General features: G+C 61.0%; 10 protein-coding genes and 1 pseudogene. 3 read left to right on the forward strand and 8 right to left on the reverse strand.

Annotated elements, in window-relative coordinates; translation table 11 throughout:
• Nucleotides 1-358: 358 nt before the first annotated feature.
• The 3 genes from HH213_RS03450 to HH213_RS03460 form a co-directional block, all read right to left on the reverse strand.
• On the reverse strand, nt 359-1,222 hold the full coding sequence (locus tag HH213_RS03450; protein WP_169110795.1) for a hypothetical protein: 864 nt from the start codon (nt 1,220-1,222) through the stop codon (nt 359-361).
• A gap of 175 nt (nt 1,223-1,397) precedes the next feature.
• Nucleotides 1,398-1,700, reverse strand: a complete 303-nt coding sequence (locus HH213_RS03455; RefSeq protein ID WP_169110797.1) for a putative quinol monooxygenase — start codon at nt 1,698-1,700, stop codon at nt 1,398-1,400.
• 2 nt (nt 1,701-1,702) lie between these two features.
• Entirely contained in the window at nt 1,703-2,377 is a 675-nt protein-coding gene (locus tag HH213_RS03460) for a type 1 glutamine amidotransferase domain-containing protein (protein ID WP_161056571.1), read from the reverse strand.
• 159 nt (nt 2,378-2,536) lie between these two features.
• Here HH213_RS03460 and HH213_RS03465 point away from each other — a divergent pair, with 159 nt between their 5' ends.
• Nucleotides 2,537-3,742, forward strand: a complete 1,206-nt coding sequence (locus HH213_RS03465) for a GAF domain-containing sensor histidine kinase (protein ID WP_169110799.1) — start codon at nt 2,537-2,539, stop codon at nt 3,740-3,742.
• Between the two features lie 8 nt (nt 3,743-3,750).
• Nucleotides 3,751-6,048: a hybrid sensor histidine kinase/response regulator gene (locus HH213_RS03470; protein ID WP_169110801.1), complete on the forward strand. Its 2,298-nt coding sequence runs from the start codon at nt 3,751-3,753 to the stop codon at nt 6,046-6,048.
• 115 nt (nt 6,049-6,163) lie between these two features.
• Here HH213_RS03470 and HH213_RS29995 read toward each other — a convergent pair.
• The 5 genes and pseudogenes from HH213_RS29995 to HH213_RS03495 all read right to left on the reverse strand — a co-directional run.
• A pseudogene (locus HH213_RS29995) lies at nt 6,164-7,162 on the reverse strand (dipeptidase); the annotation flags it as partial.
• A 3-nt stretch (nt 7,163-7,165) separates the two neighbouring features.
• A complete protein-coding gene (locus HH213_RS03480; protein ID WP_169110803.1) occupies nt 7,166-7,636 on the reverse strand; it encodes a DUF6644 family protein in 471 nt (156 codons plus the stop codon).
• Between the two features lie 9 nt (nt 7,637-7,645).
• Entirely contained in the window at nt 7,646-8,134 is a 489-nt protein-coding gene (locus HH213_RS03485; protein WP_169110805.1) for a DUF6644 family protein, read from the reverse strand.
• A gap of 11 nt (nt 8,135-8,145) precedes the next feature.
• On the reverse strand, nt 8,146-10,773 hold the full coding sequence (locus HH213_RS03490; protein WP_169110807.1) for a TonB-dependent receptor plug domain-containing protein: 2,628 nt from the start codon (nt 10,771-10,773) through the stop codon (nt 8,146-8,148).
• A gap of 134 nt (nt 10,774-10,907) precedes the next feature.
• Nucleotides 10,908-11,351: a DUF6152 family protein gene (locus HH213_RS03495; protein ID WP_169110809.1), complete on the reverse strand. Its 444-nt coding sequence runs from the start codon at nt 11,349-11,351 to the stop codon at nt 10,908-10,910.
• Nucleotides 11,352-11,512: 161 nt separating this feature from the next.
• Here HH213_RS03495 and HH213_RS03500 point away from each other — a divergent pair, with 161 nt between their 5' ends.
• Nucleotides 11,513-12,496, forward strand: a complete 984-nt coding sequence (locus tag HH213_RS03500) for a hypothetical protein (RefSeq protein WP_169110811.1) — start codon at nt 11,513-11,515, stop codon at nt 12,494-12,496.
• Nucleotides 12,497-12,520 lie beyond the last annotated feature (24 nt).

Below are 12,520 nucleotides of genomic sequence, written 5' to 3' on the forward strand. Positions count from 1 at the left end.
AAAGTCGGGTCACATGACAACACGCGGGAAAGATTTCACCAATGACAGCGTGGACAAAATGCGTCACTTGTCAGCCGCAAGTGTAAAAACACCGCAGCATTAAGGCAATCTTAAGAATCGTGGCGAATTTAAGTTTCTTAACGGCGATTTACCAGTTTTTTCACTAGTAAACTATTGAAAGACTAAATAAAGTCTGTTCATGCGGCAGGCGGCCGAGCGGGTTGGAGCGGATGACTCTTATCAGTCCACTATTTTTGGGAACATCTTGTTACACTTGATACCAAACTCTCTTGGGAAGTTAGCATACTTTTCCTGCAACATGCATGAAACTTGCATAAAGTTGGTGAGATACAACAGATTAAGCGGGTAGCAGCCAATTTGCCGCATTCACCACGTAGCGGTGGATGTCGGCCAGCGCTGCCGGATGGGTGTGCATGCCGTCGCCCGGCGCCTCGCTGACGAAGCCGGGGCAGCCCTGTTGCGCGTCCCAGTTGTAGTCGGCGAAATGGTGGAAGGTGCTGGCGGCGAGCGCGCGGCCACGACCGCCCTCGCCCTCGAAAGCCACGGCCAGATTGAACATCTCGCCGCTGACAATGCTGCGGCCCTGGGCGATGACGCGCGCGTGCTGTCCCGGCGGCGCGCTGACCGCGCCTTCGTGCGGATGGGCCGGGAACCAGCGGATCGCGCCGGTCGGCGAGGAAGGATCGGCCAGCACCGGATGCAGCGGCGCGCAAATGGTCACCGGCTGATAGTCACCGTTGCGGCCGGAATGGTAATTCGGCCACTGGATCGCCGGCGTGCCGGTGTCGTCGTTGACGCGGCGGCGCGCATCGTGTTCCGGGTTGTGGCTGTGAAAATGGTGGGCGGCGCCGATGTCATCCAGGCCGCACACCGACGAGCCCAGGTCCATGTGATCGCGCGCCACCAGCACGCCGCCGCCGCGCTGGCGGAAGCGTTCGATGGCCCGGCATTCCTCGGGGTGCAGGCCGTCGCCCACATCCACCGCCAGCAGCCACAGCACGTCGATATCGCTGAGATCCAGACCGGCCAGCACCGGATCGGGCTGGCCACTGACGGCGCGGTCGCGCGCCAGCACCTCGAATAGCGGCGCGCCGTCGGCGTCGCGTTGGTCGCGCAGCAGTTGCACCATCAGCGAGAAGCGCTGGATCGACCAGTCTTCAATGGCCGGTTCAATGGTGGTCTGGATCAGGATTTTGCGCATGGGAGGTCAGGTAAATAATCAAGTTTCCACAAAGGTGGCAAGGTCACCAGATGCAAAGTCGGCAACAGCTTATTGAGAGCGTACCAGTTCTCCATCGGGAGCGCGATATCCTGATGCGCCCCCAAATGGAGGATGGGAATCGTGGCGATTTTGAGCGCCGGCCGGGAGCCTACAGCTAGCTCCGCGCCTGCAGCACCTCGACCTTGCGCTCGGCCAGCAAAGCCAGCACGCGGCCCACCACCAGCGCCTGGTAATGCGACGACTGTTTGTGGTCCTCCAGCGCCTGCGCATCGCGGTAATGCTCCAGCAACAGGAAGCTGCGTGGCTGCGCGGCGCTTTCGAACACTTCGTAGCCGAGACAGCCCGGCTCCGCCAGCGATAGTGGACGAAGCTCGTCTATGACAGCCCGCACCTGCTCATACGCGCCTTCGGTCGGCAGCCAGCGGGCCACAATGGTGATTGGGTTGGTTGCGCTCATGCTCATTCTCCTTTCATTGCTTCAACGATGGCTTCTGCCAACGGGCCGGCCGAAGCGGGGTTCTGGCCGGTGAACAGGCGGCCGTCGATCACCACTTTCGGCTGCCAGACCGCAGTTTCCACATAATCGGCGCCTTCGGCACGCAGCGCGTCTTCCAGCAGGAACGGCACGTCGGCCTGGGCGTAGCCGGCCTCCTCCGCGTTGGAGAATGAGGTCAGCTTGCGGTTTTCAATCAGGCGCGTGCCGTCGGACAGCGTCACGCCCAGGAATGCCGCCGGGCCGTGGCAGACGGCGGCGACGATCTTGCCGGCCTCCCAGGCACGCGCCACCACGCGCTTGACCTCGGGGTCGACGGCGATGTCCACCATCGGTCCCAGCCCGCCTGGGAAGAACACGGCGTCGTAGTCGAGCACATCGACTTCGGACAGTTTGCGGCTGCGGCCCATGCGGCGGATCGCCGCGCTATCGCGGAAGGCCGCCTGGACCGGATCGGCGCCGTCGTAGCCATCTTCCGGCGGCGTGCCGCCCAGCGGCGACGCGTATTCGATGGCGATGCCGGCCTGGTCAAATACGTCGTAAGGATGCGCCACCTCAGCGAAGAAGTAACCGGTAGGACGATGCTGAGGGCCGATTTCAGGGGTGTTGGTCAGGACAAACAAGACATGTTTAACGCTCATGATATTCTCCAAAAAAGTGTAGTCAGGCGAAGCGCCCGGTTCAGAACTGCTCTGACGTCACTTTAGAGCGGCAAGCAACACGGAAGAAGGCGTGTTGTTATCCTATGACTGCCAGTCACTGGCATGGCTTTGCGCCAAAGGGTGATATCATTTCATCGCATGACTTCCAGCTTACAGACAGATATCGCCTCCATTCAGAGCATCGGTTCCGTGCCGACCATTCTCAAGGCGGTCGCCGAACTCACCGGATTGGGCTTCGTCTGCGTGGCCCGCGTCACGCAGGATAGCTGGCACTCGTGCGCCGTCCTGGACCAGCTGGAATTTGGCTTGAACGTCGGCGACAGCCTCGACGTCACTACCACGATTTGCGAGGAAGTCCGCGACAACAACGCCGCCGTCATCATCGACCACGTGTCGGAGAACGACCAATACCGCGACCACCACACACCGCGAATGTATGGCTTTCAAAGCTATTTCTCGATTCCTTTGTATCGGCCCGATGGCGAGTATTTCGGCACCTTGTGCGGTCTCGACCCCAAGCCGGCGGCGCTGACCAAGGCGTCGATTCAAAACACGCTGATGCTGTTTGCCGAACTCATTTCGCGTCAACTGGTCAATGAAGTCAGGATCAACGCCTCCGAGTCGGCGCTGAGCGACGCGCTGGAAACCTCGCAGCTGCGCGAGCAATTCATCGCAGTCCTGGGGCATGATTTGCGCACCCCGCTCGGCGCGCTGCTGAACGGTACCGAATTACTGCGCCACCACGCGACGCCCGCCGCCGTTCCAGTGCTGAATCGCATGCGCCGCAGTATTGAACGCATCGCCGGCCTGATCGACGATGTGCTGGACTTTACGCGCGGCCGTATGGGCGGCGGGATCTCGCTCAATATGCGGCACGAGAAAGCCCTGCATCTGACGTTGGCGCAGGTGGTGGAAGAACTGCGGGCCGCGCATGCGGATCGGCAAATCATCGCCGTGCTGCCCGCGGATCTGTCGCTGCTCTGCGATGCGGCGCGCATGGGGCAGCTGCTGTCCAACCTGCTGAAAAATGCCCTGGTCCACGGCAGCCAGTCGGAACCCGTGCACGTCCGGGCCAGCCAGGTCAACGGCATCTTTGAACTCGCGGTATCGAACCAGGGCAGCCCGATCAGCAGAGAAGTCGTGGCGAAATTGTTCAAGCCGTTTTGGCGGGCCCAAGGCCAAAGCCCGAGCGAAGGCCTGGGCCTGGGCCTGTTCATCGTCTCCGAAATCGCCAAATCCCACGGCGGCACGCTGGACGTCGTTTCGTCCGACACCACCACATCGTTCATCTATCGCTACCGGACTGCATCGTTTGTCGAGCGACGCATTCTCGCGCGGGAGTGATGCATCCCATGGAGAATGAAGTGGCTCAAACTTTACATGCGGCGGTTGACCTCCCCTGGAGCGCCGACCCGGTGATTCACACCCACTTGCTTCAGCAGCGGCCGTCGAAAGCCCCCAACTATCAGGCGGAAAACGCTGCGATGATGGAGTTGATGGGCGAACTGGCCAACGATCCCGAGTCGGTGACGCAGCGCCTGGTGGAAGTCGCACTGCGATTGACGGCTGCCGGGTCGGCCGGGCTCAGTCTTGCCGAGACGGAAGACGGCAAGGAAATCTTCCGGTGGATCGCCACCGCTGGCCAATACGCTCGTTATTTGCACGGCACCATGCCGCGCGACTTCAGCCCTTGCGGCGAGGTTCTGCGCAGAGGCGAGCCGCTGCTGATGCGCGACGTGGTCCGCGCCTATCCCTACACCGCCAGCCTGCACGCGCCACCGACCGAGGTATTGCTGGTGCCGTTTGCCAACAATGGCAAGCTGGTCGGCACCGTCTGGATCGTCGCGCACGATCCGGGTCACACCTTCGACAAGGAAGACTTGCGGGTGGTCGCCAGCCTGGCGGTGTTCGCGTCGGCCGTGTCCGCCACCGTGAGCGTGGTCCGTAACCTTGCTGCCCGTGAGTCAGAGCGGGACCAGAATGCCCAGGCCATTTCACGCGAACTGCAGGACACCCGTTTATTGCGGGATGTCGCCTCGCGTCTGATCGGCACGGAAGGCAGCGACGCGTTGTTCGGCGAGATTCTTGATGCTGCGATCAATATTACGCAGGCCGATGCCGGCACGATTCAATTGCACAACAAGGATAGCAATACCCTGACCTTTCTCGCCACGCGCGGCTTCGCTCCGGACATATTGACTCATTTTGCGCGCGTGGATGCATCATCCGGCTCCCCGTGCGGGATTGCCCTGTCCACCGGCAAGCGCGCCATGGTCGAATTCCGGCGCGACGCCCCTGATCCGGACGGTTCGATCAAATTACATGCAGACGCAGGTTTCAGTTCAGCCCAGTCCACGCCGCTGATCAGCCGCACCGGCCAACCGATGGGCATGTTTTCCACGCACTGGCATGCGCCTCGCGAACTGAGCGAGCGCGAACTGCGTTTCCTCGACCTGCTGGGCCGCCAGGCGGCCGATTTGATCGAACGGATCGAGGTACAGGAAGCGCTGCGCAGTAGCGAAAAAGCGCTGCGCGAAGGCGCGCGCCGCAAGGATGAGTTTCTGGCGGTGCTGGCCCATGAGCTGCGCAATCCGCTGGCGCCGATCCGGACCGGCACCGACCTGCTCAAGCGCGCCATGCATGAGCCCATCGTCGCCAAAGTGCAGCCCATGATGGAGCGCCAGACGACCCATATGGTGCGTCTCATCGACGACCTGCTGGACGTCTCGCGCATTACCTCCGGCAAGGTCGTGCTGCAACACGAGACCGTCACCTTGGGCAGCCTGGTGGAAACCGCCGTCGAAGCCAACCGCAGTGCACTGGTCGCCGCGGGTCTCGAATTGCAGGTTGAGATGGACGAACCGGAGCGGCGGCTGGATGTCGACGCCACACGCATGTCGCAGGTGCTGTCGAATATTTTGCATAACGCGGTGAAGTTCACGCCTGCCGGCGGCAAGATCATCCTCAGCACGCGCCTCGATCCTGGGCCAAGTCCATCTCAGGTTGAGCAGGTGATCGCGATCACGGATACCGGCGTCGGCATCGCTGCGGACACCTTGCCCACCATCTTTGAACTGTTCACCCAAGCCCGCCCGGACAGTGCCCTGCGTCATGGCGGCATGGGCATCGGCCTGGCCCTGGCGCGAAGCCTGGTCAGCCTGCATGGCGGCACACTCAGTGCCGAAAGCCAAGGCCCGGGTACCGGCAGCACGTTTGTCATTCGTATTCCAGCACCCGCATTGGCGAGCCTGGCTGCACCTCAATCCATACCATCTGCAGCAGCAAAACTGGCAGGCCTGCGGGTCCTGGTGGTCGACGACAACAGGGACGCTGCGGAGGCGCTGGGACACTTGTTGTCACACCATGGCAGCGACGTGCGCATCAGCTATCTTGCTGAACCTGCGATCGACTTGCTCGGCGAATTCGATCCTGCCATCGTTTTGCTCGACATCGGCTTGCCCTTTATGGACGGGTACGAAGCGTGCAAACGCATGCGTGCCATGAGCGGGACCGGGGTTCGCATCGTCGCCCTGACTGGCTGGGGGCAGGACAGCGATCGTCATCGGGCAGCCGAGGCGGGTTTCGATGCCCATTTGACCAAGCCCGTGGAGTTCGAGCGGCTAGCGGCTGTCGCATTCCCCGGTGATTAAGTCGGTTAATGTGTCGTCGCCAGTTTTTGCGCCTCGCCCAGCACGCGCAGGAAATTTCCACCCATAGCTTTGCGATGTCGCCCTCGGCATATCCGCGCCGCAGCAGTTCGATGGTGACATTTTGCGCTTCACCCTCATTGTCCCAGCCTTGCACGCCGCCGCCGTGATTGAAGTCCGACGCGATGCCGACGTGATCGACGCCGATTCTCTTGACGGCATAAGCAATCGCATCCACCAGTTGCGCCACGGTCGCCGGAGCTGCCTTCACGCCTTCCGGCGCCTTGCGCAGATAGTTGCTGAACGCGACTACCTGCACCACGCCGCCATTCTGCTTGATCAGATCCAATTCCTCGTCGCTCAGATTACGCGGCGCATCCACGATGGCTTTGAGGCCGGAGTGCGTCGCTACGACCGGCGCCTTGGTCAGCGCCAGCACCTGCTTGAGCGCCGGCGTCGTCAGCTGCGAGACATCGATCAGGACCCCGAGCCGATTGAGGCGAGCCACGCCCTGCTTGCCCAGCTCCGTCAAACCGCCGCTCTGGTCCGGCGTATCGTTGAGTGTCTTGCTTGGACGGGATGAATCGGACCACTGATTGTTGCCCGCATGGGTGTAGCCCAACACGCGCACGCCGCGCTGGTACCAAGCGTCGAGTTGATTCACATCGGTGCCCAGCGGATAGGCGTTCAACACGCTGATCAATACCGCAAACTTGCCCTGCCCTGCAAGCCGCCGCACGTCATCCGGCGTGTACGCAAGCGCCACCTTGTCCGGATTGTCCTCGGCGAAGGACTTGATCAGCTGGTATTTCTTCTCGGCCTCTTCGCTCGCTTTGGCGTAACCCTCCGGCGTTCTCGGGCCTTGCGGGACAAATACCGCCAGCGCCGCCCCCTTCAACTGACCGCGCGCCACTTTTGGAAGATCGATCTGCGTGGGTCCGTCCGTCGCCGCGCCTGGGTAATCGAACGGCAGATCAACGTGGCTGTCGATGGCAATAATCCGCTGATGGATTTGCCGGGCCTGCTCGGCCAGCGTGGCGTCTGCCGCGCCGGCATTGCCGGCACCAAGGATCAAGCCTGCTATCAGGCAGTACAGTGTTCTGTTCATTGAATGCATCCCTTAAAGTAAACCAATCAAGCGGCCCGCAATAATTGTTGCCAGCCACGTCAGCGCGATCAGCGCGGCAACCGGCCTTGCTGGCGCGGCGTCATGTTTGGCGCTACGCAGCAGCCATATCTGCGCCACCGTCATCACGATGAGCAGCACCAGTTTTGTTTTGAATACCGGGTTCGCCCAGAATTTCAATACATCGGCAACAAACAACCAGAAGCCGCTGAGCAAGGCGACGCTCAATCCGGCCAGCAAATAGGGCTGCACGTTTTGAGCGATACTCGCCGCCGAACTGGCCCGCAGGCCGATTCCGACCAGGCGCAAATCGAGTATCAGGGAGGTGCCGAATGCCAGCGCGATGCCGAGCAAATGGATGCTCATGACGGCGGCGAAAATCCAGGGATCGGCTTCGTTGAAAGTATGGGCGACCGAAGTTTGCGCCAGCCATTCGATGACCGCTGGATGCGTGTGGACAGACATCGTAATTCCTCAGATATAAAAAGCGATCAGGCGGCCGGCGATCAGCGTGCCCGTCCATAACAGCAGCGAGGAAGCCCCGGCGAATCTGGCTTGCCACGGCAGCACCGGCGCGTTGCTCCATTGCGCATGGCGCGAAAAGTTATAGTGCCAATAGCCGATGTTCAGCGCGGCCAATATCAGCAACAGCAGCTTGGCTTGCAGCAGCGGGTTGACCCATATCCTGGCCGCTTGCGGCAAAAACAGTCCGATGCCGCTGGGGAAAACAAGCACGGCGCCGAGTATGGTGATCGGCAGGACTTGCTTTTGCAGCGTCGCCAGCCCGACCTCCGGAAACGCGAGGCCGAGCAAACGCAAGTCCACGACCGCAATGCTGCCCGCAAGCAGCAAGACGCCCACCACATGGATCACATCGAGCGCGGTGAACAGATTCAGTGATTCACCAATGAGTTGGCTGACAGGCAGCGCCGCCAACTCGTCAAAAAAAATGCCAACAGGCATTGCATCGCTCCTTAGAACTTGTAATTCAGCGTGGCGGCATACTGCGTGCCGATGTCGGCGCCCAGCGGTCCGCTGGTGTCGAAGGCGTACAGATACTGGCCCTTGGACGCGTTGGTGCGCGAGATATCCGGCACGCGTCGCGCGCGTTCGTTGAACAGGTTGAAGGCGGATACTTTGGCGTCAAACCCATGTCCCAGATTCCAGCCTAGCGTCAGGTCGGTGGTCCAGAGTTTGCCGGCGTTCCATTCTCCGGTGGTCGGGAGACCGGCCGCGGCGTTGTCGGCGTTGGTCCAGAAGCGGCGCACTTTGCCAATCCGGGTTTCAATCACATTGACGGTGAAGGCGCCGCTTTTGTAATTGACGTTGAGGATTTGCTTGTCACGCGGCGCCAGGTACAGCGTGTTCTGCTGGTTGGTCAGCGACAAGGTGGTGATGTTGGGCAGCCCCTGCAACTTCGCCGGGATGCCGGAAATGCGCGTGAATGCGCTGGTATTGATATTCGCGGCGAAGTTCCACCTCAACACACCATCGCCCAGACGGTGCTTGCCATCGACGGTCAAGTCCAGGCCGCGACTGCGGACGTCGCCGACATCGGTGAAGTAATGCGCCGTCAGCCCATTGCCTTGCTGCGGAATGGCCAGCCCGGCCGTCGTAAAGTAGTTTTGCAGGACGGCCAGCTGCGCAGGCGTCAGGAGCGCGCCGGTGGCGTCGCGGAATTGGCCGTCCGCGTTGGTGCGGTCCAGGCCGACGGAGGCGGAAGTGCCGAGCGTGTGTTGCACTTCCGTCTGATAAAAGTCCAGCGCGTAATTGAATTGCGACGCGACGTCGCCGGTAATGCCGAGAGTGTAGCCCTTGGCTTTTTCCGGCGCCAGAGGAACCGCGCCCAGCGCCAGGCCGGCCGCCGAGTCCGGCCTCACCAGCGAGGAAATCAGGCCATTCGGGCGGCCGGACGTATTGCTGAACGAGACGGTTTGCAGTGCCGGCGCGTGGAAGCCATTGCTGGCGGTACCGCGTAATGCAAACGCCGGGCTGAAGTCATAGCGCGTCGACAGCTTGCCGATTGCCCCGCTGCTACCGAAATCCGAGTAATGCTCGCCGCGCAGGCCGCCGTCGAGGAACCATTCCTTGGTGATGTTGGCGCCGGCGCCGAGATAGCCGGAATAACTATGGCGCTTGGTATCGGACGCATCACGCGGCAGATAACCGGGCAGCGATTGCGCACCGCCGCTGCCACTGCCGCCGTCGCCCGGAATCACACCCAGATAGGCGTTGGGCTCGCCCGGCTTGAGCTGGCTATGTTCCTGGGAATATTCGAGACCGGCCGAAAGATTCAGCGGCTTGGCGGTCCAACCGGTCTCCACACTGCGGGTCAGATCTAGCGTGTTCGACCACAGGGAATAAGCGTTCTGGCCGATGTAAAAATCGGTTTGACCGGCAGAAGCTGGCAGCGCGTAGTTGGCGGAATCCACGGTGTAGACATCGACCTTGTCCTTGCCGTAGTTGGTACTCAAGTCCCAATTCCAGCCGCCAAGCACGCCACGGATACCGGCCACCAGTTGCGCCTCACGGTCGGAGGTGGATTCCTGCGGCGTAAAGCCGTCTGGATAAAACCCGTACCAGCCGTTGGTCCGCGCCAGCGTGCTGCTATAGATGGAAAACGGGCTGCGGAAGTTCTGCGCCGAATATGCGCGGCGGTCGGCATACGTGCCGAAGCTGTAGACGGTGAGGTCGCGGCCCAGGTCATACTCGCCATTGAAGCCGACGCTGGCGTTCCTGACGTCGAGTTTTTGTCCGCTGTTCCTCCACGGCGCATTGTCGCGCGTGGCTTCCTTGGGATTCGGCTTGGCCCCGGCTGGCAATGTGTTGTTGGCGCCGAGCGTGGTGGACAAGGTGCCGTCGGCTTTGATCGCAGGGTAATACAAATAGTTCGGATTCAAGGGCGAACTGCGGATTGCCGGTTTCTGCTTGCTCAATTGCCCGAACAGGTTGACGAAACCGCCCTCGCCCAATGCGAGGCCCTGGTCCACGGCAATGCTGCCGTTCTCGCCGCCCCCTTTGAACGTGGAGCCGCCTTTAAAGACGACGCTGCCGCTTTGCGCATTGTGTTTCAGTATCACGTTGACGGTGCCGGCAATCGCCGACGAACCGTACAATGCCGATGCGCCGTCGCGCAACACTTCGACGTGGTCGATCGCGCTGGTCGGTATCAAGCCCAGGTCCACCGCAGCCGAGCCGGCGAAGCCGCCCTCGTTGACCACCGCCGTGGTGTTGCGGCGCTTACCGTTGATCAGTACCAGCGTGTACGCCGGCGACAGATTGCGCTGTTGTACGCCGAGCACAATACTGCCCAAATCGGGTTGCGGCGATTGGCCCGGCAGATTGAAGGACGGCACCAGCGCAACCAGCGCGCCGAGCAGATTGTCCGAACCGCTGTTGGCCAAATCTTCCTGCGTGAGGACGTCGATCGGCGAGGCGCTATTCTCCACAGTGCGTCCACTCACGCGCGAACCGGTAACCACCACCACACTCCCCTCCGCGCCCGGATCGGCCGCCTGCGCGGGCGCAATCAGGGCCAGGGAAACCGCCAGAGCCAGCGCAGTTAATGGAACGTTGTGGTGATCTTTTGGATTTGAACTCATCTCGGCGCTTTCATCATTTAGTGAACGAAAGCCCGATTTTCCACGCGGCACACACTGCTGTCGAAGAATAAAACCTCACACCGATATGCGGCCCGGCAGCGTAAGCTAATTACAATATTGAATCAATCGTTGACTCAGGCACCAGCCGGCTTCGGCGTCTCGGCAGGCTTGCTGTCGCCGGGGCCGCCATCGCCATCGGTGCCGCCATTGATCACGCGGCCGTCGGGCAAGGTCACCACGCGGCCATCAATCAAACGCACGCCGGCCTTCTTGACCAGGTAGCCATCCACGATCAGCGTATCGCCAACTTTCACGTCGCCCTTTTTGAAACCGCGACGCGACAAGGCGCCCGGTCCCGCACCTTCCACCGCCCAGCTGTTGGTGACGCCCTTGCTGTCGACCACGTCGACGTGGAAATAACTGTGCGGGTTGGTCCATTCAATTTTGGTGAGCGTCCCTTTCAGGCGTATCGGTTTGTTGGCGTCGAACAGCGCGGCAAAGGAATGGTGGGCAGAGGCCAGCGGGCCAACTGTCAAAGCCGCCAGAACCAGCACGGCGCGGGGGAAAATTTTCTTCAAGGTGGATCTCCAATAGCTGACGAGGTGCGTGCAGCTTACCTGCAAATATGTCCCCGACCAAACGCGTACTTAAGATATGGATATGCAATAAGCTTATTGGACGGGGTGCGTGCTTGCTGGCAAATTACGCTTTCCTTAAATCACTTCCCCAAGAGAATCCAATGCCTCTTCGAATCAATCCGCTGCATATGGCGGTTGGCTTGGCTCTATCCGCGGCAGCCTTGTCGGCCTCTGCGCAATACCGCGATGAAGCCAAGCCGGATAGCATCACCACCAAGTCCGAAGCCATCTGGCTCGGCACTGAATATGCTGGCAAGCCTGTCAGCACGCCGCGTGATGCCAAAGGCAAACCGCTGCTGAATGGCTATTGGAAGCTGCTGCACGAAGCCGACAAGCCCGACGGCAATCTGGGGAAGGATTTGCCGAATTTCCAGTTGCCCTACACGGCAGCCGGCAAGGCTGCGCTGGCCGCCAACACCAAAATCGTTGATCCGGAAGCGCGCTGCATCGTCACCGGCATCCCGCGCGCGCTCACTGCCGTGCTGCCGTTTGAAATTCAACATAACGGTGTGCGCTTTGCCAGCTTTCATCAACTGGGTTGGCATCGCCTGGCCTGGCTGGACGACCGCAAGCCAGCGCCAGATCCCGATCCGCGTTACAGCGGCAACGGCATCGGCAAGTGGGACGGCGATACGCTGGTGATTCGTTCGCATGCGTTCAAGGGCAGCGGCGAAGGCCGGGTCTGGGCCGATGACAATGCCAATCCCATCAGCACTGAGGCCGTGCTGGTTGAGCGTTGGACACGTCCCGATTATCACCACCTGAATCTGGAATTCACCCTGACCGATGCCAAGTATTACAGCAAGCCGATCAAGTACACGCGCAAGTTTGTACTGGCGCCGGAAGGTGAAGCGCTGAAGGAGTTTTCCTGCGAGTGGAACACCCACTGGGTCACCACGCAACTGGAGCCGGGACCAGGCAAGATCGGCGCCGACGGCAATCGCTACTTCGGGCCGGACAAGCAGCTCGTGCCGGACTGGCCCTTGGGCGCGGTGGACGACGACGGTCGCGGCACCGGCTACTGGCTATATCGCAAAAACAAACCGAAACCATCGGATTTGCCACCCAAGCCGGAGGCCAAGTGAATAGAATCAATACGGAGATCAGGT

Source organism: Duganella dendranthematis, assembly GCF_012849375.1.
GTDB classification, from domain to species: Bacteria; Pseudomonadota; Gammaproteobacteria; order Burkholderiales; family Burkholderiaceae_D; genus Rugamonas; species Rugamonas dendranthematis.